The 23,373-nt window shown below is 59.4% G+C and carries 22 protein-coding genes; 10 read left to right on the top strand and 12 right to left on the bottom strand.

Features of this window, described 5'->3' with window-relative positions; genetic code table 11:
• Positions 1–4 precede the first annotated feature (4 nt).
• On the top strand, positions 5–2,365 hold the full coding sequence (locus G3O01_RS09375) for a hypothetical protein (protein WP_205804266.1): 2,361 nt from the start codon (positions 5–7) through the stop codon (positions 2,363–2,365).
• A gap of 89 nt (positions 2,366–2,454) precedes the next feature.
• Here the strand turns inward: G3O01_RS09375 and G3O01_RS09380 are convergent, their stop codons facing one another.
• Both G3O01_RS09380 and G3O01_RS09385 read right to left on the bottom strand, forming a co-directional pair.
• Entirely contained in the window at positions 2,455–3,684 is a 1,230-nt protein-coding gene (locus tag G3O01_RS09380) for a hypothetical protein (protein ID WP_205804267.1), read from the bottom strand.
• Between the two features lie 84 nt (positions 3,685–3,768).
• Positions 3,769–4,425 (bottom strand): hypothetical protein, encoded by a 657-nt coding sequence (locus tag G3O01_RS09385; RefSeq protein ID WP_205804268.1) that lies wholly within the window; start codon positions 4,423–4,425, stop codon positions 3,769–3,771.
• Between the two features lie 588 nt (positions 4,426–5,013).
• Here G3O01_RS09385 and G3O01_RS09390 point away from each other — a divergent pair.
• From G3O01_RS09390 to G3O01_RS09400, 3 genes are all read left to right on the top strand, one after another.
• The gene (locus G3O01_RS09390; protein WP_205804269.1) at positions 5,014–5,628 is read left to right on the top strand and encodes a hypothetical protein; all 615 of its coding nucleotides are present in this window, start codon (positions 5,014–5,016) and stop codon (positions 5,626–5,628) included.
• Positions 5,629–5,656: 28 nt separating this feature from the next.
• Positions 5,657–5,845 carry a hypothetical protein gene (locus G3O01_RS09395; RefSeq protein WP_205804270.1) on the top strand — a complete coding sequence of 63 codons (189 nt, stop codon included), beginning with the start codon at positions 5,657–5,659 and terminating at the stop codon, positions 5,843–5,845.
• A gap of 478 nt (positions 5,846–6,323) precedes the next feature.
• Positions 6,324–8,546, top strand: coding sequence for a phage integrase family protein (locus tag G3O01_RS09400; RefSeq protein WP_205804271.1), 2,223 nt, complete (start codon positions 6,324–6,326; stop codon positions 8,544–8,546).
• Positions 8,547–8,592: 46 nt separating this feature from the next.
• Here the strand turns inward: G3O01_RS09400 and G3O01_RS09405 are convergent, their stop codons facing one another.
• Positions 8,593–9,075: a hypothetical protein gene (locus tag G3O01_RS09405; protein WP_205804272.1), complete on the bottom strand. Its 483-nt coding sequence runs from the start codon at positions 9,073–9,075 to the stop codon at positions 8,593–8,595.
• Between the two features lie 319 nt (positions 9,076–9,394).
• Between G3O01_RS09405 and G3O01_RS09410 the strand changes: the two genes are divergently transcribed.
• Positions 9,395–10,081, top strand: coding sequence for a hypothetical protein (locus G3O01_RS09410; protein ID WP_205804273.1), 687 nt, complete (start codon positions 9,395–9,397; stop codon positions 10,079–10,081).
• Between the two features lie 158 nt (positions 10,082–10,239).
• On the opposite strand, the gene G3O01_RS09415 is transcribed toward G3O01_RS09410, so the two are convergent.
• Positions 10,240–10,824: a hypothetical protein gene (locus tag G3O01_RS09415; RefSeq protein ID WP_205804274.1), complete on the bottom strand. Its 585-nt coding sequence runs from the start codon at positions 10,822–10,824 to the stop codon at positions 10,240–10,242.
• 983 nt (positions 10,825–11,807) lie between these two features.
• Between G3O01_RS09415 and G3O01_RS09420 the strand changes: the two genes are divergently transcribed.
• Both G3O01_RS09420 and G3O01_RS09425 read left to right on the top strand, forming a co-directional pair.
• Positions 11,808–12,437, top strand: coding sequence for a hypothetical protein (locus G3O01_RS09420; protein WP_205804275.1), 630 nt, complete (start codon positions 11,808–11,810; stop codon positions 12,435–12,437).
• 4 nt (positions 12,438–12,441) lie between these two features.
• The gene (locus G3O01_RS09425) at positions 12,442–12,939 is read left to right on the top strand and encodes a DUF3304 domain-containing protein (protein ID WP_205804276.1); all 498 of its coding nucleotides are present in this window, start codon (positions 12,442–12,444) and stop codon (positions 12,937–12,939) included.
• Between the two features lie 31 nt (positions 12,940–12,970).
• Here the strand turns inward: G3O01_RS09425 and G3O01_RS09430 are convergent, their stop codons facing one another.
• Positions 12,971–14,674, bottom strand: a complete 1,704-nt coding sequence (locus G3O01_RS09430) for a hypothetical protein (protein ID WP_205804277.1) — start codon at positions 14,672–14,674, stop codon at positions 12,971–12,973.
• A 396-nt stretch (positions 14,675–15,070) separates the two neighbouring features.
• On the opposite strand from G3O01_RS09430, the gene G3O01_RS09435 reads away from it, so the two are divergent.
• Both G3O01_RS09435 and G3O01_RS09440 read left to right on the top strand, forming a co-directional pair.
• Positions 15,071–15,313 (top strand): hypothetical protein, encoded by a 243-nt coding sequence (locus tag G3O01_RS09435; protein WP_205804278.1) that lies wholly within the window; start codon positions 15,071–15,073, stop codon positions 15,311–15,313.
• A 242-nt stretch (positions 15,314–15,555) separates the two neighbouring features.
• Positions 15,556–15,807: a hypothetical protein gene (locus G3O01_RS09440; protein WP_205804279.1), complete on the top strand. Its 252-nt coding sequence runs from the start codon at positions 15,556–15,558 to the stop codon at positions 15,805–15,807.
• Between the two features lie 197 nt (positions 15,808–16,004).
• On the opposite strand, the gene G3O01_RS09445 is transcribed toward G3O01_RS09440, so the two are convergent.
• The 5 genes from G3O01_RS09445 to G3O01_RS09465 form a co-directional block, all read right to left on the bottom strand.
• Positions 16,005–16,709 carry a hypothetical protein gene (locus G3O01_RS09445; protein ID WP_205804280.1) on the bottom strand — a complete coding sequence of 235 codons (705 nt, stop codon included), beginning with the start codon at positions 16,707–16,709 and terminating at the stop codon, positions 16,005–16,007.
• The gene (locus tag G3O01_RS09450) at positions 16,706–17,968 is read right to left on the bottom strand and encodes an HNH endonuclease (RefSeq protein WP_241023815.1); all 1,263 of its coding nucleotides are present in this window, start codon (positions 17,966–17,968) and stop codon (positions 16,706–16,708) included. The genes G3O01_RS09445 and G3O01_RS09450 overlap by 4 nt, the downstream gene beginning before the upstream one ends.
• A gap of 67 nt (positions 17,969–18,035) precedes the next feature.
• A complete protein-coding gene (locus tag G3O01_RS09455; RefSeq protein ID WP_205804281.1) occupies positions 18,036–18,485 on the bottom strand; it encodes a hypothetical protein in 450 nt (149 codons plus the stop codon).
• A gap of 24 nt (positions 18,486–18,509) precedes the next feature.
• On the bottom strand, positions 18,510–19,166 hold the full coding sequence (locus G3O01_RS09460; protein ID WP_205804282.1) for an ERCC4 domain-containing protein: 657 nt from the start codon (positions 19,164–19,166) through the stop codon (positions 18,510–18,512).
• Positions 19,167–19,401: 235 nt separating this feature from the next.
• Complete coding sequence (locus tag G3O01_RS09465) at positions 19,402–20,325, bottom strand: hypothetical protein (protein WP_205804283.1); 924 nt, start codon at positions 20,323–20,325, stop codon at positions 19,402–19,404.
• 750 nt (positions 20,326–21,075) lie between these two features.
• Here G3O01_RS09465 and G3O01_RS09470 point away from each other — a divergent pair.
• Complete coding sequence (locus G3O01_RS09470) at positions 21,076–21,219, top strand: hypothetical protein (protein ID WP_205804284.1); 144 nt, start codon at positions 21,076–21,078, stop codon at positions 21,217–21,219.
• Between the two features lie 174 nt (positions 21,220–21,393).
• Here G3O01_RS09470 and G3O01_RS09475 read toward each other — a convergent pair whose 3' ends face one another.
• Together G3O01_RS09475 and G3O01_RS09480 are read right to left on the bottom strand one after the other, a co-directional pair.
• Positions 21,394–22,605 carry a phospholipase D-like domain-containing protein gene (locus G3O01_RS09475; RefSeq protein ID WP_205804285.1) on the bottom strand — a complete coding sequence of 404 codons (1,212 nt, stop codon included), beginning with the start codon at positions 22,603–22,605 and terminating at the stop codon, positions 21,394–21,396.
• A 198-nt stretch (positions 22,606–22,803) separates the two neighbouring features.
• Positions 22,804–23,340, bottom strand: coding sequence for a hypothetical protein (locus G3O01_RS09480; protein WP_205804286.1), 537 nt, complete (start codon positions 23,338–23,340; stop codon positions 22,804–22,806).
• Between the last annotated feature and the right edge of the window lie 33 nt (positions 23,341–23,373).

Genomic DNA, 23,373 nt, shown 5'->3' on the forward strand with positions numbered 1-23,373 from the left:
GAACATGAAGCTAGCAATCAGAAAACTCGCGAAATACCTCTCCCTTCCGCTGCGCGGCGACGGCGACCTGATCAAACGTATCGAGTGCTGTCTCGCAACGTCCGACCGCGACCTGAGGGTTTTTCCAGAAACGGAAGCGGCGATCGCAATGATGCCCGACACGGCGTTGCGCGAAGCTACCGCGCGGTGCTTCTGGCGCTGGTTCGACGTGTTGCGAATGTTCGCCAGTGGTGCAGAGCCGCCACCCCGGGGGACAGCTTTTCTGGTCGCCGTTCCCTTCACGGTAGAGCGGCTCGACGCCCTGCGTGGCAGACCCTTGGAGACGTTGGTCCAGCCCATTGAACCGGCCTTCTCCCTCGATGCCCGTGATCCAAATTACCCTGGGCACAAAGCTTACGTGGTCGCTGCGCCGATGGTGAATGTGACGGCAACCGACATGTTTTGCCTGAATTTCATGCTGGCGAATTCTCACCTCGACACGCCGATCGACATCGTTTATCACGAAATGTGGGCAAAACACCTGGCGACGCCTGATTACTCGCGAGGACCCTACGCATTCATCTTTCCGGCGGTCATGCCGGACATTCCGCTCGAAACCGCGCTTAAGGAAGACTCTTTTCGCGGCGACTACCCGTGGCTCCAGCGCGGCCTCGACGTCATCCTGCAGCATGCCGATCATCTTAACCGCCAGTTTCCGATCCTCGGACTTGAGTTGCGGCCCGTTTGCCGTCTCTCCGATGCCCTTGCCGACGCCACACGATTTCGCCTGCAGTTGCTGATGAAACGGATGGTTAGTGAGTCCGGGCGCCTGGATGGCAAGCTCGATCCAAAAGACACGTTCGACCCGGCTTTTTTCGAAGAAGTCTTAAGAACGCTCCCGCCATCAGATGAATCAAACGAACCGGTCGCGGTCACGCGCGTCGTCCTTGGTACCTGTAGCTTCGCCGAACTCGGCGAAAAAGGATGCGCCGGCCGGCAGATTGGCCAGATCGCTGCTTATGGCGCGAATGGCCAGATGCTGGCCGCGATCTCGCCGCTGATGCTGCTTGGCTTTCCGTCCGCTGGCATGCGTGAAGCATGGGATGACACCTCGCATCGCGCCGCGATAGAGGTCGTCGAACTGCCCTCGGTCGCGGTCGACAGGGTCCCGGTGACACCGGACGGACAATCGATGCTACGTGACCCCGCGGGCGAATGGCGGGAGCGGGAGCTACTCTTGTATGGGGAACCTGGACAGGTTCTCAGGCATGGGACTTGGGAGCGCGCGATTGCGGCGAGTTCGTTCAGACATGTCGCCGCGCATCCGCAAACTACACTTTCGCTACTCAACGAGCAGCGGGTGGCTGAGCTTGTCGATGAGCACTACAGAAGCGACGTTGCGGGGATGCTCAGGTCACTCGGCGCGGAACCCGGCTTGTCGTATCGGGATGCAATGCGCCGACTGATGGAACGATGGCCGGAGTTCGGCTACCTGCAGTTGATGTCAAAGTCGACGATCCCTCCCAGGGGCCTGTGGTGCCTGCTCCACCATCGCCTGGCAAGAGGGGCGGTTTTCCGTGTTACCGACGCGCTTGTAACGATGATGAACGTCACCGACATAGACGAAAGATTCCCGGCCTCCTTCCTCCACTCTCCGTTCCCCGACGTCTATTTGCACTTCGAAACGCCGATAGCTCTACCCGCCATCGAAGGGATGCAGCCCGCCCGCCTTACCGGCATATTTGTTTCCGAGGAAGCGCTAAAGGATGGGACTGACATCAAACCTCGGGCGCGTAGAATCAGCTTTACTTTCAGTATCGACGAGGCGTCGGGGAGATACTCTCTTGACCAACCGGGCTTCGATTACTACATCGAGGAACGCGAAGGCGAGCAGGATAACTTCTATGCGCAGATGCACGAGTCGTTGCATCGCGGCATATCCGAGGAGATTGGGCCGATCTCTAAAGTGGACATGGAGCGCGGAGCGGATGCAATCCTGTCACATGTGATGCTCGCCGCGAAGATCCTCGTGTACTCGACTGTACGGAACGCGCGGCTGGTGCACCACAATGAAAAAACTCAGCTCACCGAACTTGCGAAGACGCAGACCGGTGCGGCCAGACACAAAACCGCCCTGCGCGCAGCGGCTGCGCTCGACTACATCGAGATAGGCCCCGAAGAGATTCGACCGCCCCGCGGACCCGGCAATACCGGCCGAACCATGCCGATCAAATGGCGTCGCGGTTTCATGGCCAATCAGGCTTACGGACCACGCTGGTCGCTGCACCGGCCACGATTCCAGCCTCCCGTGCTCGTCAATGCAGACTTGTTGGGGGAGTATGAACCGCCGCCGTTGCCTTCGGAATACCGGATCGGGGCGAAATAGCGGACGGCGAATCCCTTTCCGACTGTTGCTTCCAGTACCCCTTTTTTGCTCATGCGTTTTACAGTTGCCTTGGCTGACGACTATAGAGGTCAGCGGACGATGTAAGGCTTATTGACAAGGTCGGCCATCTCAGGCCCTTTGTAGAAAGCGTTAACCCAAACGTCTTTTTTTGCGTCAGGCGGACTGTTGGGTGGCCGTCTCCAGAATCCTGGAACAAGGAACCTCTTTCGAAGTGTGCGTTTGCCAGCGGCCGTTGCGAGTGGGTCATAGCTTACTGTAGGGTCGATCACTACGGGGATCTGCTTAATGCTTTCTCCAACGACAGAGTACGTGCGCGAATGCTGCGGATCGAAGCCCGGATTAGGTGCCCGGTGGCCTCCGCTGTGAATTGGACGTCCCGCGAGTTTTTCGGTGATCTCTGCGCCACGGGAGGTAATGTAAAGAATGCCGTTCAAAACCATCCGCGTGAAACGGAGTTGATCGTTCAGGAAGTGTTCGGGGAGTTCCTCCTCAGCTACGATATCGCCGTCTGGGGTCGTCTTCCAACCCGTGCTTATATCCCCCTCGTCCGGACGCATTCCGGGTTTGTCCCAGTCAGTATTGAGAGCCTGCTCGAGGTCCCAATCGTCCTTCATCGCCAATTGCCGCGAGACACCGGAATAAACTTTGCCCAACGTGTCGCCATGCTCATAGGCCACGATCAGTAATCGCCGAAATCCGACCTGCTCCAGCGTGTCGTCCCTGACAAAGACGGTGATGGTGTTGACGCCGTCGTGGGGAGTCTTTGAGATCGCGTGAAACGCCTCCGTTGCGGCTTCCGACCGGAACACGAAAACGAACCCCGGGACGGGGAGCTTAAGGTCACGTGCCGGCATGTTCAAAGCCGTGTATGACAGGCTTTCGGACAACCCGTCACTGAAAAAATACGTTTTGCTTCCTCCGTGGAGAAAGCTTACAAGCGATCGATACTCACGAAGCACGTGCAAGACGGCCGCCTTCAGGGCCGCGCGATCGTACAACCAAGGATTTATCTCTGGTCGGCGTCTCGCGTTCTCGATATATCCCTCGACATAAGCGTTTTCCGCGCAATCGCCGACCGGATCGAAGATTTGCTCCGGAATTTCTCCCGTCTGGCGCATCCGGGCCAGGTCTACCTCTGCAAACTTGAATATTGCGCGGTTGCCGACGCGTAGCAGGTCAACGTAGTCGAGAGGTAGTCCTGTGGGGGTCGGATCGGTGATGGCGCCGGGCCTCACCTGTGCCTGGTCAAGCTCGATCAGTCTCTTGATGGCCTGCTTACGTCTGCTAGCTTTTCCCATGGGAGGCTCCATTTCGCGGTTCGTGATCTCAAGTCCGTCACCAGGTCCGACGCAAGGCGGTAAAGCCACTTGATGGACACCCGCTCAAAGGCCGTATTCTTTCGGAGGCGCATCCATTGCTAACCTGTCCAGAAGTGCATATGGCAGATACTCGCAACCGAAGATCCGGCCCATTCGTTCGCGAGAAGCTTTCGGCAATTGGCCTTCAAAATTCGTACTGTCTGTGTTGCCGCGCGACTGTAACAATGATTCCTGGAGTGCGTCAGGCAGGAATGGCAGACCAAGGCTCGGCTTAGCCGACGCGTGCCAAATCATGGCATCTTCGAAATCAGCGGCCTCTATCACGAAAGGTATGAGCACCGGAGGCGGCGCGAAATTCCGGTCAGCATATGAGTGGAGTGGTTGCCAAGCGCGATGAACGTCAACGACATCACCTTCTTGTGAGGTGGCAGATTTGAGCAAGGCGCGGCCGAAGTCGTCGCAGCGAATGCTGCCTGCTGGAGGTCGAGCGCGCGAGAGCTCGCCGTTTCGATGTTGAACAGTCACCTGGTCAACAGTATCGTTCGCCACGCGGATGCGCACGTGTGGGCCGTAAGCGAAGAGTTCGCGAAGCGCTTTAGCCAGGTCTCCGAAATCAACCTTGGAGTGGTTGACGTGTGGAGGCTTCGCTTTCCCGGTCATCACAGACGTGAAATCAGGGGCTACCCACAACCCGAAGACGGCTCGGAACACGTTGCTCATAACGAATTTCGCGCGTTGACAAGTACTCAAGCATATCGCATCCTGCCGGCGGCGGCCTTGCCTGGGGTGCCCGGGCACAGAAGGACCGGTCCGGCGGGGCCGGAAAAGACCGATGGATTTTGCCGACAACTGCCAGTCCAACCGTTTTCCCAACGGAAACGCATCCTGCCTACCGAATGACCATGCCAGCCCGAACGCCTTCTCCCACCAAACCTCGCGGCGCCGTCTTTGCCACAACCAAACGGCACGCGGTATGACGGTTGCCTTTACGCAGACGGGCAATTGTCGACCATCGAACTGGGGCACGTTTTGCAACAGCTACCCGAACCTTCGCTGTCGATTTGAAGGCCCGAGTCAAGCCGTCGCCACTCACCGCGTACCACTCGAAGTGCGCAAGCCAGGTGATCCAACAAGTCCGAACGATGCCCCCAGGCGTTCATCCTGTATGATCGGGGCAGCCGTTCGAACGGCAATCACCTGAACCGGTTCCCGTCTATCCCAGCCCGCTTCCACGAGCACTGTTTGTGAAAGCGTTGCTGCGCCTCCTTTTTATGTAGGCCGCCCATGCGGCAAAAGGAGAGACGATGAATGATTAAAGAAAACACAATCCCCCAAAGCATCCGGGAGGATGCACGGGTCCGCTTCGCCCAGCTTCGCCGCGACGTCGCGTACACCGCTGAAGAAATCCTCACAGCTGAAAACGGCTTTCCCATCAGCATCCGGGAAATCTCTGACGAGGCGGCCGCTCACGCGCAGCGGTGGCAGTACGAGGACGCAAGGTCGGAACACGTCCCGGGCTGGAGCTGGCCGGACGAAGTCCGCCGCTTCCGCCGCAGGCCGCGTCGCGTGGACGCAGCGTTCTACGCGCATGACCCAGACAGTATCCGGTTGTGGGGACTGGTACTCGGCCGGATCAGCGACAGCCGCGTCGTCGCCTCCATCTATTTTTTGGAGCGCGATCCCGCGCAGAACCGCCACGCGGCGTTTGTCGCCGTCGCGAGTCGTTACCTGCAACTCTTCGCGGCTGCTGCGCGCTGCTCCGTGTATGCAATCAACCAGCCGAACCCGGCGCTGATCGACTATTACAAGGACTACGGGTTCAAGCGGGAACAGAGCCGGAAGAAGCGGGTCGTCCGCCTCGAGCAGGACGTGCCGCGCGACTTGCTGCGCGCGGCCGGGCTTGACGGAGATGAGCAAGCATGATATTCCTTATAAATCAAGGAGATTCCGCATGAAAGCAAAGCTGAAAAAGGTGCGTCACGCGCTCCCGCCGGCGGAAACGTCCGAGCAGTTGCGCGCGCGGTTGCGCAAGTTCGCGATGCTGACGCGTTCGGAAGCGACCCGTGCCCGTACTGTGCCGTTCCCCGAGAACGTCACCGTCCTGGCCGGACCGCTACGCCGTCGTGCGACCGCACGTTGACAGAGAAAGCCGCGTGAGAGGAGGGCGAGAGCCCTTCCGGACGCCAGAAACCGAGCCCCGCCATCCGGCGGGGCTTTTTTTCGTCCCTCGAAGGGCTGGATACCCGGACGTATCCAGCCCTTCACGTTTTCTCGACAAAGACCCCCTTTTCAAACTACATCTGCTAGGATGCCCGTGGGGTAAGGCGCGGCGCGGAGAAGCTCGAAATCCGATCAACGGGTGGTCTGAGGAATTGGCCGGTCCAAATGTCCTGGCAGGATTTTTTCGTCCGCCCCACTCTGGTGCAGAGAGACGGGAGGCAAGCGCCTGTAATGCCCGGTACGGAAACCGTAACGGGCGCGCTCAGGTGCCGGGGGAGATGGGCCAGATGCCAGAAGCAAGGTGTCCAGTTTCACTATAGGAAGCGGTGCCGCGCGCCGCCAGAAAAAAGTAGCGCTGGCCGTCGGCAGCGCGCCATCGAGCGAACAGGAAGAACGCGATGACGAAACTGCTGGATGATCACCGTGCCGCCACCGCGGACGCCGAGGCGCTCGCCGGCTTGCGTCTGCGGGCGCGCGAGGTTGAGGACGTCGACTTCCGCGAGACGTCCCGCGACGCCGTCGGCGAAGGCCGTACGGGTGCCCCGGTAGAGGGCGGTGCTGCTGCACCCGCGAAGGAGCCCGCGCGCCGCCGCATCGGACTGCACCACATCGCGTTTTTTCGAGCCTATCTCGAAGGGCTCGACCTGAGTGAGCAGGCCGAGCGCTATCTCGAAATCGGGCGCGACGCGCGGCGCGCCCAGAAGACCGTGCGCTGGCTGACAGCCGAACTGGTCGCCGCTGCACGCAAGCGGCTTGACTTCGGCGCCGCGCGCCTGCTCAAGATCCGGCCGTCGCTTATACGCTCCGCGTCGCCTGTCGTCGGCGCGGGTGTGAACGCTCCGCGGCGCCCTACGCTCGAGGAATTCGCGGAGGCGCATGACCCCGACGGCTTCTACACCGAGCGCGAGCTACTCGCGCTGTTCGCGCATGAGTACCCGGAAGACCGGCAGACGGGCGAGGATGCGGCCACCGCGCGCCGACAGGCGCGCAATGAGCGGTTGCGCAAGCGCCAGATGGCTGCGCTTTATGAACTCGAGCGCCTGCTCGTCGAGGATCCGAGACCGGACCATCACGTGACGGGCTGGTTTGACACGTCGGTCGCATTGCGGCTGGCGGACGCGAGACTCCACACCCTGGGGCAACTGGTCGACGTGATCAACGCCATCGGATATCGCTGGTATCGCAGCGTGCCAAAGCTGGGTGAGCAGGGCGCCGCGCGCATTGTCGCGTTCCTGCATGCGAGCAAAGCGGCGCTTGGCATGACAATCGCACCGGCTGCGCTCGATCGGCCGCCCGCGTATCCCGTTGCCGTCCCGGGTTTGGCCCGCGAGCCGTCGACAGCGCTGGGGCCGCTTGAGCTGTACGTGCCCGCGCCTGAACACGACGGCTCGCTGGGCGAGAACCGCGCGCAACCTTCACGGAACAAGACGGGCGCGTTCACCGACCGCGAAGCGATCTATTTCTGGCTTCGGAAGTACGCGCAGAAACCGACCACGGCAGAGAAGTACCGGAACGAGGCGGAACGGCTGCTGCTCTGGGCGAACCTGGAAAAGAACAAGCCACTCTCCAGCCTGAGCATCCTCGACTGCCACGAATACCTGAATGTGTTCCTGAACAACCCGCATCCGGCCCACACATGGGTAATGGAGCGGCCATTCAAGCGCGACGACCCGCGTTGGCGGCCATTCCGTGGGCCGCTCCGCTACAGCAGTCGCGAATCGGCCATGACGTCGCTCAAGAGCCTGTTTTCGTCTCTTACCAATGCGCGTTACCTGGACTTCAACCCGCTCGCTGAGGTGCGGATCGCCACGCTCGAAGTTGAGGGCGCAAAAGGGTCGGCCGCGCGTCAGACGCGCACTCACCGGATGCAGATCGAGCGCAGCCTGAGTCAGGACGAGTGGCGCTTCGTTCAGCGGTATCTGCGCAAGCTGCCTGATGACAAACCGGCCACACATCGCATGCGTTTCATTGTGCGCTTCGCCTACGGCACGGGTTTGCGGCGCGCTGAATTGGCCGGCGCCCGCACGGGCGACGTCGCTCACAGATTCGCTGGCGCTGAACTGGGAACGATCACCGTACTCAATGTACTCGGCAAGGGCGACGTGCTGCGGCAGATCCCGCTCTCGCCGGGCCTGCTCAACCTGCTCGGCGACTATCTCCAGCAGCGCGGCCTGAGCCGTGATCCGGCGCGCTGCCCGCCAGACACGCCACTCATCCCCGCGCTCGAAGACAATCGCGACAAGGCGAAGCGCAACGCCGCCGAGCAGGCGCTCGCAAACGCCGGAGTCAGTGAAGGCGAGGGTGCGGTCGCGCCTCCCGTCAAGGACAAACCGATCACCCCGGACAAGCTGTATGAAGCCATCAAACGCTTCTTCGCGAACGCGGCCAGCGCAGCGGCATTTGAAGCGCCCGAACTGGGCGCGACCTTCGCCGCGGCCTCGACACACTGGCTGCGCCACACGTTCGGCTCGCACGGCGTGGCCGGCGGCATGGCGCTCGCCACCGCCAGAAATATGCTCGGACACGCTGATATGGCGACTACATCGCTTTACTCTACGGCGGAGATTGCGCAGCAGTACCGGGAATTGGACGCTTTTCTCGCTGAGGGATTCGAAGACTGAGGCTACCTGTCCCTACGGTCCCGTTTGCGGAGGACCTTGTCGTCGTTCATGTGTCGCGAACGACTGAAAAGCCGAGCCAGAAAAGTTTGTCAAAAGCAGCTTCCTGATCTTCACCCGAGCTGCTGTCGCTTACGTGGTGGAGTTTGGCGAGAGACATCGTCGCTATAGGCTTCCAGCCATTGTTCGCCCAGATCGCAATGCGCGCCGGACACTCAGCACTCATCGCAAGCAGCGGTACGGTCGCTTTCATCACGATCCGAACCTTTCGCTCATCAAACGACTTCTTCGAATTCTTAAGCGAGAGATATTCGAACCGATCAATTGCGACCAGATAACCTTTGACCGAACCGGAGTCACCTTTCTCGATGTCGCGTTCAATCTCTCGCGACAAACGAAGCCTTTCAAGAAGGCCAACGCCAGCCCAAATTCCGTTTTCGGAACGCATTGGAATCCTTTGGTTTGAACTGAAAGAACCGCGTTCATGCGCCAACGCTTCGCGCCGCCCAACACGTTCGCCACCGACCGTCATGATCTGTCCGTTCGCTTGCTGTCCAGGTCACATCCAACACCGTATGTCGCTTCGTCGGCTACGGCTATGTGCAGTATATCAACCGGTTCCTGATCGAGCCGTGTGCAGGCAGATCTGAGGTCGGCCTTGACTCAGAGCAGCTGGCTTCGCTATATTCACGTCGCAACAAGGGACTTCCCTCCCCGGACGTGGACGGCCGACAACGGGATCACCTGAGTCTTCAGGTGACACAGCCTACCTTTGAACTGACGAAACTCCGTCAAGAGCGGGACGAACAACCGTCCACCGAATTCCCGCGACTCTTGGCCAAGGAATCGTCATGTCTCAAATTTTCACCGCCCCGGCATTTGATGCCAAAAATAGGCTGAAGCAATTCGGTCTGGACCTCTCTCTAAACCAAATCAAGGAAAGCTTCGCGCCGTTCTTCGGGTACCATCATCTGACCGACATGCTGCCGGATATGGAAGAGATTTCGGATCATCTGTCGCGGCAGAATGTGTTGCTCGTCCTGCAGTGCCCCGCCGGATTGGAGTGGGTCAATCGCAAGATTGGAGGCGACCCGGAAAAGCGCGTGGTGCCCGCGTATCAGATTCTCAAGCAGACGCTATGCAGCATGTTGCCGGGCTCATGCTTTGATAACGAAAGCGATCTGCTCGATCAGTGGGTGAAAGAGAAGCTGAGCCACCACTTGCTGCACGACTATGTGCCACAGGTTGCGACAGCACAGGAAAAGGTTTCTCGACGCTGTACGATTTTCGAATCCGCCGATATTGACTGCCAGGATCTGATCTTGGTGCGCGAACCCTTGTGGCACATCGAATATATGGGGAATCTGTATGCCCCGACGCAGGACGGCACGCCTGATTACCTCGGCGAGCAGATCGGCACCAGCTCGATGCTAACCTTCGACAAGGTTGGCCGCACCATGCTTGTTAAGGAGTTTGCTGCTAACACGAATGCGTTCGCGTGGAAACCGCACGTCGGTATGGGCGGTATTGAGCTGTAGCACTGGCAGCCTTTGGATCGACGACAATGGCAGCACTGAGGCGGGTGGCGGCAGAAGCCAGCCCGCCCCAGACAGTCGTGCCAGCGGCATGACACAGACCGCAAAGGCGCGTCGTATTCGTCCCACCTGCCTCGTACGCGTGCCGTCAATCGGTCCTACTACTCGTCCGTGTCGCGAAGTTTCTTAAGCAATGCCTCGATGGTCTCGGCATCGGGCGCGGTCGCGAGTATCTGCATGTCGTCTCCAGGTCGCTGGGGGTGGACCACCGCCGCGAACTCCCGCGCACTAAGTATCAGCACGCTCGGCCGCCCCCTGATTCGCTTCCATTCCTGCAGCTTCACCCGGGCAAGCTCGCGAGCCTCTTCGAGCGTCGCTACCACGCCATAGAACGTCGGTCTATCCCACGCCCCTCCGTCAAGGCAGCGCACATCAAAACCTCGGGGACCGCTGACCGCGTAAGGCCTGTCCCACCACTCGTCGAGTTCACTTTCACTGCGGTCTTCGTTCGGTGTGTCGTAGAAACCTTCCGGCAATTGAGGATCAACCAGCAGGACATCCACCTCTGGAGAGCCGGCTACGGCCTCCCTGACGGCCTGGGTGAGCGCGAACCAGCTTTCGTAGCCCGCCTCCTTCGCAGCCGCTTCCAAAGCGTCTGAATGAGAAATCGCGGCGGTGCGCGATCGAACCTTCGCTGACCGCTTGATGCGATCGAGCAATGTGCGGGTAGGGCGTTGTTTGGGCATATCGATCTCCTGCTGCGGGATGACAGCCCACTTGCCGCCCTCGCTGGAGGTCGATTGAATGAAGTGAATCCGTCGCGTCGAAACGCGTTCACCAGTCGTGGGCGGTAGGCGCCGGATGGAACGCCGATGAGAGTGAACCACACCGATGCCGAAAATTCAATTATGCGAAGCGCATTGCCAACTCATTGTGACTCCTTGACGAGGCACAGTAGCCGCGTGTACTCGCTACAATCGCTTCTCACCCTCACGACTGACAGACACATGCCGTTTCAATTTGGCCTGGTCCATTGCGCATTGCTGTTCTCCTGCAAAGCCTGGGGCGCCGACAATCCGCCCACAGTCAACCTGGCCAATTTCTCGAGGCTTGTCTTTTAGCGACGGCGGCGACCGTTGAGGCAGGCATCGTCGCCACGACCACTGTCCACAAAGGCGTCCCCGCAGTACAACAACCAGCGCGGTCCGCAGACGGCGGGCTTCTCACGTAGACATATGCGAATAGTCACCCTCGGAAAGGTCACGGCAGGCGCGCTGTGCATCGCAATGCTGACATCCGGCTGCTCGGAAATGCCGCCACGGGAAGAGTCCCAGCCCAGTCCGAAGAACGCCTTCGACCCACATGCACCACATCCCGGTACGATCGTTATGAATTACGCATGGGATCGCTCGAAGGTTGTGTTGAGTACGGCAGACTTACCGGACGCGTTCATCTTTCGCTGCGCCGACGCACGCGGACAAGCTATCGCACGCGAGGAGGCCGCGTGGTGCATTCCCGTCGTTGAGGTTGAGACGATCTCCCGCGACAAGGCGGGCAGTCCGGTCGCACCGAACGTGGCCGATACAATCACGAGCCTCGTGTACGGCCCGGGTCACATCCTCCTTGAAAGCGTCGAGTCCGGGCCCAGTGGCAACTACGCAAGCAAAGGTGAGCATGCCCCTCCTGGAAATGTCCGGGAGAAGTCAAACCGAAACAGCGAGGGACAACAGTGAAAATTCTCGCTCCACTCATCGTTGCAGTCAGCCTGCTGCTACCTGGTTTCGCCCGCGGCGAAGAACTGCGAGCCGGCATCTACGCGCTGCGAACAGTGCCCGGTGCTGACCTCGACCATCGCAAGGTCTACGTGGCCGTCAACGGAACTGAGATATCAGGCTTCTTCGACAATCCCTTTACGACGCCAGCAGCAAATAATCCCGACCGGGATCCTACGTGCCGCTTCCTGCTCAAGGGATCGAGCGCGGCGGGTGGCGTCGTGGAGTTCACGACATTTTTCGGAGCAGAGCGGGGCGCGAGCATCGCCGTTACGTCGCGCGGACGGGGAGCGTGGTCAGTACACGTAGATGGCGATCTCCCAAACTGCGAGGTGTCGACAGTTGAGTCTGGGGACTCGATGACTTTCGACTCGGAGCGGCACTGGCTCGGCTTCGCGCGCATCGCAAGCGCGAAGGCACCGCTGTTCAATGAACCGCAGGCTGATGCGCGGAGCAAGGCTTATCTCGTGCGTAACGATGTCGTGGCCATACTCGAACGGCACGCCGGTTGGGCGAAGATCGACTACTTCCAGCGCGGCGGTAACCTTGTGCGGTGGGTGAACGCAAGTGATCTGGCCGGAAGGTAGTGTCGTGACGTCGTCTACCGGATGGATCAGGGTCGGGGTAGCCGGACTTGTCATCGCCCTCGGAGCGTCAACGCTGACCGGCTGCAAGAAACAGCCTTATGAGCTCGAGCTGGTCGGTTACGACTATACGGACCGCGCCTTACTCGATTTTTCAGTCAACGGGATATCCGGCGGTAACGTCTTTCTCAGCACGAAGACGTCGGGAGGAGGGAAGTATGCCTGTTGCATCTTGCTTGACCGATCCGCGCATTTCCCGCTCGACATCGAAGTCGGGTACATGCGCGAGGCGCTGGTAGCGTCCCCCTCCGACAGGATTCTCGAGCCCGCAGACACGCGCCGGTTGATAGCGCGCGTACAGCTGCGTGGCCCCATCCCAGAAAGACCCGCGTTTCTTGAGGTGCACTTCTTTCCCGACGGACACATTGATGCCTCGTTATCCGGCGAGGAAGGGCCGTCGCCGCCGCGTCTGAAACTCGATCGGCGCTTGCCCTACGTGCGCTGACCAAGCGCGTATTGCCCGCGGATACCCCTGGTCAGTCGTCCACGTCGCCCCGATAGGCTAGTGCGAGTGCCTCCGCGCGCGGCTTCACGCCTCGCAACACGTAGACGCCTACCGACTGGCTCATGATGATCGGCGATCGGGAGAGCAGATTCTGAAGCGTGCTGAGATCCATCTTTCCAGCATCGAGCAAACTCGCCGTGAGCGTCTGTTTGCTGACCACAAACCCATGTCGCAAAAGCTCCTGATAGAGGTCATACTCTTTCCCGGTGAGTTCCCGGCTCGGATCAAGCTGAACGGTCGCTCGATAGCGCCCCTTCATGAAGCCGAGGAAGCTTGTGCGGTTCAGGATTTCGGCTGTGACAAGCCACGGCGGTGTAGGGTAGGGAGCACTTGAACTGCGCTCGTCCCGACCGATACGCAGGGCACGTACGCGCTCAATGGCGCCCATCGCGACATCGGTCGTAAGCGCCGCGTCGGCCACCGAACACACGCGTCGGATCGCAACGATCACGGGATTGTCATCAGCCGTTTCACCGAACCAAAACCACTCAGGATTATCGCGGCCCCGTTGTTCGAGCCACTCGAAGCCCTGGATAGCCTGAAGGTGGTCACGGATCGATCGCACAGCGTCCAGGTCCCATCCCAACTGAATGGCTTGACCGATCAGCACTCCAAGGTGGGCGGCTCCAACAGCGCGGATCATGGCGCGCGCCATGTTCCTCACCACAACGGTTCTCTGGTCATCGACGGACTCCGTCGAGCCAAGGTCGTTGAGGTAGCTCTCAAGCGTCAGAAGCGGCTTGCCAAGAATCTCGCGAGCAAAGCGCGAAGCGTCTGCAATCGACAGACTGTCACCTAGAAGCGGCCGGAGGACCCGCTCCATCTGGCTGGGCGAACACGGCAAGTGCTGCTTAGCGGTTGCTTCGATAACGTCAAAAACCGCAACGACGCTCGCCGGAAGACCAGATTCCGATGCGATTTGCAGCATGTCGCCCACAAGCTGACACGCACGGCTCTCGGTGATGCCGAAATCTCTTGCGATAACAGCCAGGCCGGTACCGTGCGGCGCATTCACCCCGTAGCGTTTCGCGAGCAGCGCTGCGTTACGTGCGGATGTCGTCGCTGTCCCACAGGCCAGAAGACTGCTCGCCTCGGTGATTGCCTTGGCCGCGGTGTTACCCGACGAAAGCACCCGCTCGGCCGCAGGCTTGCGCGTCGGGGAAGCTGTGCCGCCACTTCTGCCGAGAAGCCAACCAGGCGCAACTTGGAGCGCCGCCTCCCATGCGGCGATTGTCCCCTCGCTGACCGAATGCGGGATACCGTCGATTTCCCACTGTCTCAGCCTTGAGTCGCGCACCGCGATGGCAAGTGCGAGCTTTGTACGTGACAGGTTCAACTCCTCCCGGCGAGCGCGTGCGCGTGCGCCCGCGGCCCGAAGTCGGTCCGTAGCTTCTGCCTTGCCGGCTGGTGGTTTCGGTTCACGTTCCGTCTTGCCAAAAAGCCAGCCGCCCGGAACGTTCAGCACACGCTCCCAACTAGACGTATCGCTTCGCGACAGGTGAACAGGAACGCCAATTTTTTCCCAGCGAGAAAGCGACGCCAACGAGATGGTGCTGTTATCTGCGACGAATTTGCGAGACAGTCCCAACGTCTCACGGCGGCGTCTTGCCCGGTTGGCGGCTTCCATCTCGCGGTTGATGCGATTCCCCGCGTCGGCAAAAACGATCTGCGTCATGTGGTGAAGGAAGGGCGGCCGCGATTTTCGCTCGCCACCTCAAGAAATCGTGAAAGTTGCCGCAAGAGTCTCATAGATCGGGAGCGGCCGATCCCTCGAACTGGCGGCAAAACTGATTCCTTTTCGTCGCGGAGTCAATTGGAGAGGCTCCGCGATCCTGAGCCGCGCGGAGCTTAAAACCTGGCGCTTCCGTTTGTGGGGCACGGCGGCTAGAATATGCGCAGCCGCTAAAACGGCATCAGTCAAAGGTTGGCTTGTGCCAGCCACATGAACGTTTCTACCCATATCACAGGCCAGCCGTCAGCGCGGTCCGATGAGAGTGTGTCGCTCACCAGACCGAAGTTGTGTGTCGGTCCCTCCTTTTTCCCTGCCTTTCAGGCAACAAAGGAGAGTGATATGAATCAGCAAGCCGTTGTCAAAGTGCAAGAGCTGCGTGGCATCAAGGAAGGTACGCGCGTCGTCGTGCAAGACGTTCAGGCTCACCCGCCCGAATGGCACAAAGGCCGCGTTGCGTCCCTCTGGAGCGACAATAGCGCAGCGATCGTGTGGGACGAGCCGAACTATCCCGCCCGTGATCGTCGTCTCTACGACGATTTCGGCCACGTGGATATGCATAACGTGAGCGCTCTCACCTCGTAAGGTTGTAAAGGCCGCCTGTCCCTCGACAGGCGGCCTCCCGCCCAGCAAGGGCCGACACACATCAGAGCGTCGATCGCTCGCGTCTCCAGCCTTTCCCAGACTCGTCTGCACGCCGCCGGCTCATTCTGCTGAATCCTCCCGGATTGACCAGAGTGGATAGAGCCCCGATCTTCGGGATCGCCGACCGGACCACTCTCCCGTTTCTAACAGCCTGTATCCAGGCATAACAGGAGAGAGTCAGCATGAATTCGAAAGCCAACGAAGGCATCGAACGCCAGCACCGATTTGTGGCCGGTATCCAGATCGTCGACGCCGCCGAACGCGTTCTCGGGAAACTGACCGCAGTCAAGAGAGAAGACGGGCGCCTCCGAGGTACCATCAACGACGAATACGATGTCGACCTGAGCGGTAGTGTGGAGATTCTCGATCTGACGGGGCAGGCAAGGGCGCAGAATCCCGCGCTGGAAGCGGCGTATGTACGCCTGGCGCAGTGACCTTTCGTTCGAGCGTTGATGTCCCGGCTGCCGCGACTTAACGTCCGGCTGCTGCGTGCAACACTCCCGAAGCTATCGGGCACGTCCCTTCCAACGAATCCGTAAAGCCGCAATCAGCCCGTACCGCCTCCTAAGGCGGTGCGGGCTTTTTTGTTTTCAACCGCGACCGGCTGGGAGCGACGTCATGGCCCTATCCTTCAGACGTGGGAGAGCGCCAGCCGCAACGCCTCGTCGCGCCAATGGTTATGTGCCACATAACGCGGATGACTCGTGCGGTAGCAACGGGCGCGCCCCACGCGAAACTCCCAAAGACAGCGTTTCTTGATTACCCGGCTCGATGCACGGTCCGGAAAACAACTGTGCACGTACTCGTCGTAGACGTGTCCGGTGGTGAAAAGGATTACGTCGGGGTCGACGAATTCGATCTGCGCCCGCAGCAGCTGTGCCGACAACTCTCGCACCGCGTGAAATGCTTTTGAGTTGGTGGGGCTTCCACCCGCATGGCTTAGGCAGAAGAGGTTACCCCAATGTACGGACGGATTTGATCCTGGTATGTGCTTCGCGGCGGCCTTCTCGACCTGCTTCACGAACTGGATAAATTTCACATGGCCGGCGGCCTTCCGAAGGTACGCCTGCTGGGTCGCCATCGCCGAGCGCACCGCCTCGACCACGGGCGGATTGTTGCACCTGATCTCACACTCGCGATCGCGCCACTTCTTGGTCTCCTTCCCCACTACGAGTATTCGGAAATCCGACTCTGCGAATCGGTCCGGAAATCCCGCGAGGAAGACGCCCGAATACCGGTGCGGCTCCTGGAAAATCTCACCTAGATCAGTGGATGTGAGAATTTCCAGGTACCGGGAGGCGAGGGCGGCACTGTCTTGATCTGCAGTTCGACTCATGTGCGCTTGGCTTCCGCCTCGGCAAAAGCGGCAAGACGCTTCTCCAGTGCGCCAACTGAAGGACAGTCTTCCAGTCGCTCTGGAGTGACCTTCAACTCTTTGCCGTCGTAGTCCTTGTATTCGGAAGTGCGCAGCGCCTTCGAAAGTTTCACCCGCAGACGAGCGTCGATCGTCAGCAAATGCAGATCGAATAGCGTGTGAATGTCCGCGCGCAACAGAATACCGTTGCGCGTATCGTAGTCCGTGTTCACGGAGTGCGGAACGATATGCGCTGCCTCCAGGAGGTCAACAGTGAAGCTCCCTGTCACGGCGCAGCGTCGCCGATATGCTGCGAGCAGCCGTTCGCGGAAGTCTCGCTGCCCACGACGAGTCTTGATTGCCCGTTGCTGACGGTCGTCAAGATCGGTCTCGTCGCCGGTCCCAGGCTCATCGGCATCGTCACCTCCGATTTCCGGCTTCTTGCCCCGGACGATGCGGCTCGCACCAGTGTCTTTGTCATAGCGGTGCACATACCACGGCTCGGGGTCGAGAAATCGCCGGCTGACTGCCGAAGCCTTCTCCGCGAGCTGGTCGCGCGCGCGCCGGTCGCCGTCGCAGACGATCACATGGACGGGAAGGCCGCGGCCATACGACTCACGTATCGCCTCATCCAGCGCCCAGGCCCGCTGCGACTGCTCAATGACCCGTGATCTTTCGGACGGGTCGACAGTCGCCCGCGCCAGGCGCTCGAGCTCTAGCGCGGTTTCCTTTACTGACTCGTCCCAATAGACGACACCATCGGACGCCAAAAGCGTTCCGTACCACAGGCAAAGTACGAAGCCCTCTCTCACAGAGCCAAACGACCAGTTATAGCAAAACTGGGGGTTGGACCGATACTGCTCGACGGGATCTCCGTCCTTCGTGACGTGCCATTGGTCTACTGACACCTGCAGGCTCTTCAGGATGTCATAGATGACCTGTTTGGTACGCGGCTTGAGGCTATCGAGCGCTTCGACATCAGGATCGGTGCCGGCCCTCCGAAAAGTGACCCAGCCCGCCTCGCGATCGGCCTTGTACTTACGCCAACCGGCGCGCATCCACGCGTGGGCATGCACATGTGATTTGTCGCCCAGCGCAGAGTTTTCCCACCAGGCGTCAAACTTTCGCGAGGAGGGCGGTAGTTCACTCTCGATGATCCGCTCGATTTCGTCAAAACTCAGGGTGATTTCGTCGCTCGTGGTCAACCGCAAGAACTCGGAAAGCGGCGCGTATTTGCTCATGCCTTTTTATATTGGGTGATTGGAGTTTCTGTACCGCGTCGTGCCGAGCGCGGATGCACGTCCGCGCTCAATCGAACGGCGAAGCCTTGGACTGGCTCAGCAGAAAGCGCCGAAGCATTTTGTCCGCTTCCATCACGTGCCCGGCCCTCGCGGACCCAAGTTGCGTGTCATGAAGCTGAAGCAATTCCTCCATGGAGCCGGCCGCCTCGGCGGTCAGCTGCCAGACACCATCCGCAACGCCGCGATTGATTGCCGCCTCCAGGCCGGCCTCCACACGCCGATAGAACTCGTTATCGGCATGTCCGTAGCCCAACTCGCCCAGGTAAAAGGCGAGATAGAGGGCACGCGTTAGCTCATTCATCAGGTGCTGATTGCCAGCGAGCCCGCGACAGGCCACAAGGGCAAGATGATATCCAAGCGATATCTCCTTGACCGTGTTTGTGGGAAGGGGAAGCAACTCCTTCTTCGTCGGGATGTGCCGGCTTTTGCTGTGACGACCGGATGTTTTGCGTGCCATCTGGACGGGGAGGGCGTGAGGGTTCTAGCCGTGCAAGTCAACCGCCGGCGACCGCAACGCTTCCACAATGCGTTCCGCGGTTTTCAGGCCGATTCCGTCAACGGTTCGCAGATTGCTCGCCTCCGCAGTGAACACCGCGTGTGCAGAGCCGAACTTCCTCAGAAGTGCATCGGCCGTCGCGGGCCCCACACCCGGCAACCCCTGAACAAGATACTTGGCCATCAGCCCTGCGTCCTTCGGTTTTGATCCACGAAGGGGAGGGACATAGCCGAGTCCTTCAAATGCGTGGCGTGCCAACGTGAAAATGGTCATCGCGCTTCGCTCAACACTCGGCGTGGGGATCACCTGGATGCCACAGTTGATCACGAGGTGCGAAATCGCCCCCGTGATTGCGTCAGGGGCAATCGCAGACCGCACCATGTACGGATCGCCTTCGAGAAGAACAATCGGCTTCAGATACGCGGATTTCAACAGTTCTGATTGGCCGATGAACCGTCCGTCCATGATTGAAGCCACCAGGTCGTTTGCGGTCTTGCGCTCAATCGCTACGCCTTCGGCGATCAGGTAGTCCCCAACCTCAAGCTCCTGCACCTCGACTACGGCACGTTCAAACTTTTGAATGCGTTCGGGGATTGTCGATCGCGATTCCCGCGAGTCGACCACGATTCGGATTTCGTTCATTCGTCACCTCAGTGGTGCCGACAGGCTAACACGTGGGCGGTGCGGACGCGAACCCAGTTCGCATGCTTCGGAACGCCACAGATCTTTCGGCAACCGGCCGGTGTTCGATGGCAGAACCAGCGCCTCGAGTGCCCGATGCAGCGAAACAGATTGCAGCCCTCCACCATGCCCGCATCGGCATCGAAGCGGGCGACGGCGCGCGAGGACTAACTGAATCACGGAGGCAAGGGTAGAGTCAGGGCGCGCTTCGTGAAGTCATGTGAAATGCGCCGTCTGCGACCACGTTGAAACCGAAGCCGCAATCGCTCGCATTTCCCAGCGTCGTGACCGTTAGGGTTTCTTTGCCGTCGTATTCGAGGTGCAGGACGCAGCGGTCCGATTCGATGGCGGAGGGCGCCAATCTGCGGGTTCCGTCAACTGGCTTCCCGGTGTCATCGACAACGATGTCCGCTTTCCCGTCAAAAAACCGGACCAACCCTGCGATATTGCCGGTGTTGACGGACGCTGGCCCGTCGGACTGAATCTCTGGATAACCGAACTCGCCCGTCAATCTGAAAACGTCGGGCTTACCGCTCACTGGGCGAAGGGTAATCGTGTTGTTGACGCCCATGAAAATGTAGCGCTCGAAGGTCGCCCCGCTGGCCGGAACGCCTTTCATGACGTCCTTGTCGTTGATAGCGTCCAGCCGGGCTGTTGCGACGAGCCTTACCCGATCAATCATGGGTTGTGGGCCTGACCGGCCGGCACGCTCCAGAGCGAACCGATACCACGCTCGGGCTACCGCGGGATCGGTTTTGGCTGCAACGTCACCTTCGTGAATGAGCGCCATGATTGCACGTGCGGTGCCGCTCGCCTGTCGCTTCTCACTTTCAGCAGCCATCGCATCCAACTCCGCGAGGTCCAATTCCAGATCTACCGCCTGCGACGCCTCCACAGTATTTCCGGCCTCCAGACGCGACACGCCAAGTGCAGCACATGACGCATTGGTACGGCACGGTGTCAACCTGTTGTCGCGGAGAAGATAAGCCCTGTAGGCGTCGGCGGTGTCGGTGTCATTGACCGCCCATACGTCAGTGGACATAGTGGCGAGCACCAGCAACGCTGCCAGACTATAAACAGGTAGCACTCTGCGGTTGTTCTTCTTGGCGGACCGATTCATCAACATCGACACGGCTGTTAGCACATCACGATTCTATCGAGCTTTTTCTCACCGGAGCCAATCTGACTCCATTTGACATATATAAAACTGTCAATGAGACAGTTTTATTGTGCTTCGGACTACTACCGATATGTTGATAATTGGCCTTATGTCAAATCGCATAAATTGGGGAAATCGCAACGTCGAAGCTGTGGAACCTGATAGCCCTGTCTTTTCCCGGAGTGATTCCACTCAAACGCGTTCTACACAGGTCTTCAAAGCCCTTCAAGACAGCATTCGCCGCGCTCTCAGTGATTCTCGCCGACTTTGAGTTGACATTTTTTGTGTCGGATCCAACCAATGTCGTAGGAAAGGTCTATCGACAGCCACCCAATTGTGAGCGGAAAGGCCCAGATACGTACTCATGTTCTCCCGAGTGAAGATCCGGTCGACGTCAGGCTTAACTCAACGCTCCGGGCCAGACGTAGCTCACTTAGCCCTGTCTCTTCCCGCACGACGGGATCGGGACACAAACGCTACAGACCATGGCCTTGCCCGCTAGTCGCGCCTCATCGTCATCCCCTTTTTTCAGTGCGTGCCGTGGGACTCGGCCCGCACAACGCGGACAAAACACCGGCAATCCGCTAACCTTGAACCGACGAGACGTATTCATTGCCCCCCTTCCTTCCGGAACAATCTATGCCAGAGAGAGATGCGTTGAACATGCCAGCGGGACTCGAAGGCGCCAGTTCGAAGGGGATCATCAGGTTCATGAAGACCGTCGCGATGATGAACATCGCCAATCCCCTTTCTGACGAGCAGCTCAAGGATATCGAGAAGATGGGGCGCCAAACTCTGACCGACATTGAGAGAGCGACGCTCCGACGCATCGCGCTGGCCTGGTTCGCTGAGTAGGCAGTCGCGAACTTTGCTCATGGGTCACACTGGCGCGCGACGTCTTTGTATGCGGGATTTTCGGGGACCGTCAGAGCCCAAACCATCGCGCGTCGGCGTCACCGCAACGGTTTTCAAGTCTGAGGCAGTCCCTGCCAAACTCGCATTCACGACGTGCCAGCAGCCAGCCGAAGGTCACAATCGCGTTGCCACGAGAACCGGAACATCGTTTTCAAGTACAACACGCAGCCTGATGCGGGTATTGACCGGGCCAAAAAACCGATCCGCTTCAGGGCCATCAGCGTTGCCGCGACCGTACTGGAATGGCTCTGTAAATTCGGGCATGACGAGATGCCGGAAAGCGCCCAAGTTGCCCCGTATCCAGTTTGCCATTCTCTCCGGGTCCGCTGACTTGTTGAAAGGCGACCACGCACGTCTCGGTTCGGCGGACGGGAGCACGCTAATTATCTCGAGGTTGCCCGGCGAGTACCACGCGTCCACGGCACAGAGCAGGACACTACCCGTCACGTCGAACACCTCGATAATGACGTTACCATCGCCACTGGTGCGTGAGCAGTCAAAGACGAGCCGGAACCTTTCGCCCTCTATTTTCACCGGTCTGCGGTCGAGCCCCGGCTGAATAAAGGTGATCCGCGATCTCACTACCCTCGCCCATCCCAGCGAGCCAATGTCCTCTAGCACGCAAAGATAGCGATGGAAATCCTTGAGTTTGTACGTTTTTGCGCCAACGACCCACGAAGTCAGATCCACATCATCACGAACGACCAGAGAACACCGCCCATTACCTCGGTCCATTCGCGTCACCACACCAACAGCACCAGTGACCGACTGCCGTCGCGCTAACAACGACGCGCCCAACTCGGCGAGGCGGTGATGCAATCCCCTCTGCCGCTGCCTCTCTGACTCGGCTTGGCGTTCTCTCTCCTTTACTTCCATCGCGGCGAGAAATCCTTCCTGTGCGGCTGCGGCCTGCTTTCGAGCCGTGTCGAAGAGTTGCGCTAGCGGCCCGATGCGTACCTGCATCTCGTCGATCATCTCTCGCGTGACAGGCGTCCTTTCCAACACCCAGGGTCCAACCAGTTCCACCGCGGCGGTCGCGGCGTCAGGGCTGTCCGTAGTCACGGTCATCTCCCTGCGCACCGTCCCCGAGCGTGTGAGATTCTGACTGCCAATGCTCAGATATTTTCCCGGGACGAGGAATATTTTGGCGTGTAATTCCGCCACATGAAAAATGCGATGCCCCGCATCGAGAAGTCGGCGAAGCGCATTTAACGAAGACGCTCCGGACGCAAACTGCTCAGCCTCGAACAAGAGATGAAGGTCGACAGACATCCCATCGCCGAGAACAGTTTCGGCCGTCTTGGAGGTCACGTAGGGCGAGAACACTAGCGGCCTGCTGTCGGCGCCTGAAATCGCCTTGCGCCAATCGCGATGTACACCCTTAGTCCGATATGTAGATACGCCTGGCGCTGCTTTATGAAATCTTTCTGGCATGAATCGACTCGTCCCCTGTCCGCTTTCCGTCGAGCGAAGGCCCTCTTCGGGACCGCCTGTGTTCCGGGCTTTTACACTTCATCCGAATCTTCAGGCTGGGTCAAACCCACCGGCAGCCGAGGTAAATGACGCCCCCAGCGAAATCTGAGCTGCAGCCAAGAGAAGCCTTCGAAATTCCCGAACGTTCGCGAAAGCTTCTTCTACGGTCTCCGGCGTGCAGTGTTGATCCCACGGTGAGGCCATCGCTTCGTTAAGTTCCTCTTTCGTAGTCACGCGCGCAGTCGACCGCATCGGCTTTCCGTGAGCGAGTTGGTTGCGGACCTGCTTTAGTGTTGTGAGAGTCAGCCATGGCTGAGCCGACGCTTCGGTTGAGAGGTTGATCTTGCGACGCAGTATGCGCAGCTTGTCGGGGTAGCTTGACCTTTCGTTCCATGCCGGAATCTTTTCGGCTCCGACATAATTGATAAGGGCCTCGACCGCGAACGCCATCGCGATTAGCGCGCTCATGCAATCTAGCTTTATCCCGTCCTGCCGTCCTGCCTCGATCTTTTCTCTTATGGTCGTGACGTGATGGTGTGCCAACGCCATCAGATCGTTATGCGGATGATGTTTTATTCTGACCGACATAGATAACCTCGTTGCTCCGGCGCTGAGAGTGCG

The organism is Burkholderia sp. Ac-20365 (genome assembly GCF_017104715.1).
GTDB lineage: Bacteria > Pseudomonadota > Gammaproteobacteria > Burkholderiales > Burkholderiaceae > Paraburkholderia.

Excerpts from the sequence above, each read along its gene's own strand:
- G3O01_RS09375 (WP_205804266.1), top strand. The coding sequence starts at position 5 with ATGAAGCTAGCAATCAGAAAACTCGCGAAATACCTCTCCCTTCCGCTG.
- G3O01_RS09380 (WP_205804267.1), bottom strand. The coding sequence starts at position 3,684 with ATGGGAAAAGCTAGCAGACGTAAGCAGGCCATCAAGAGACTGATCGAG.
- G3O01_RS09385 (WP_205804268.1), bottom strand. The coding sequence starts at position 4,425 with ATGAGCAACGTGTTCCGAGCCGTCTTCGGGTTGTGGGTAGCCCCTGAT.
- G3O01_RS09390 (WP_205804269.1), top strand. The coding sequence starts at position 5,014 with ATGATTAAAGAAAACACAATCCCCCAAAGCATCCGGGAGGATGCACGG.
- G3O01_RS09395 (WP_205804270.1), top strand. The coding sequence starts at position 5,657 with ATGAAAGCAAAGCTGAAAAAGGTGCGTCACGCGCTCCCGCCGGCGGAA.
- G3O01_RS09400 (WP_205804271.1), top strand. The coding sequence starts at position 6,324 with ATGACGAAACTGCTGGATGATCACCGTGCCGCCACCGCGGACGCCGAG.
- G3O01_RS09405 (WP_205804272.1), bottom strand. The coding sequence starts at position 9,075 with ATGACGGTCGGTGGCGAACGTGTTGGGCGGCGCGAAGCGTTGGCGCAT.
- G3O01_RS09410 (WP_205804273.1), top strand. The coding sequence starts at position 9,395 with ATGTCTCAAATTTTCACCGCCCCGGCATTTGATGCCAAAAATAGGCTG.
- G3O01_RS09415 (WP_205804274.1), bottom strand. The coding sequence starts at position 10,824 with ATGCCCAAACAACGCCCTACCCGCACATTGCTCGATCGCATCAAGCGG.
- G3O01_RS09430 (WP_205804277.1), bottom strand. The coding sequence starts at position 14,674 with ATGACGCAGATCGTTTTTGCCGACGCGGGGAATCGCATCAACCGCGAG.
- G3O01_RS09435 (WP_205804278.1), top strand. The coding sequence starts at position 15,071 with ATGAATCAGCAAGCCGTTGTCAAAGTGCAAGAGCTGCGTGGCATCAAG.
- G3O01_RS09440 (WP_205804279.1), top strand. The coding sequence starts at position 15,556 with ATGAATTCGAAAGCCAACGAAGGCATCGAACGCCAGCACCGATTTGTG.
- G3O01_RS09445 (WP_205804280.1), bottom strand. The coding sequence starts at position 16,709 with ATGAGTCGAACTGCAGATCAAGACAGTGCCGCCCTCGCCTCCCGGTAC.
- G3O01_RS09450 (WP_241023815.1), bottom strand. The coding sequence starts at position 17,968 with ATGAGCAAATACGCGCCGCTTTCCGAGTTCTTGCGGTTGACCACGAGC.
- G3O01_RS09455 (WP_205804281.1), bottom strand. The coding sequence starts at position 18,485 with ATGGCACGCAAAACATCCGGTCGTCACAGCAAAAGCCGGCACATCCCG.
- G3O01_RS09460 (WP_205804282.1), bottom strand. The coding sequence starts at position 19,166 with ATGAACGAAATCCGAATCGTGGTCGACTCGCGGGAATCGCGATCGACA.
- G3O01_RS09465 (WP_205804283.1), bottom strand. The coding sequence starts at position 20,325 with ATGAATCGGTCCGCCAAGAAGAACAACCGCAGAGTGCTACCTGTTTAT.
- G3O01_RS09470 (WP_205804284.1), top strand. The coding sequence starts at position 21,076 with ATGAAGACCGTCGCGATGATGAACATCGCCAATCCCCTTTCTGACGAG.
- G3O01_RS09480 (WP_205804286.1), bottom strand. The coding sequence starts at position 23,340 with ATGTCGGTCAGAATAAAACATCATCCGCATAACGATCTGATGGCGTTG.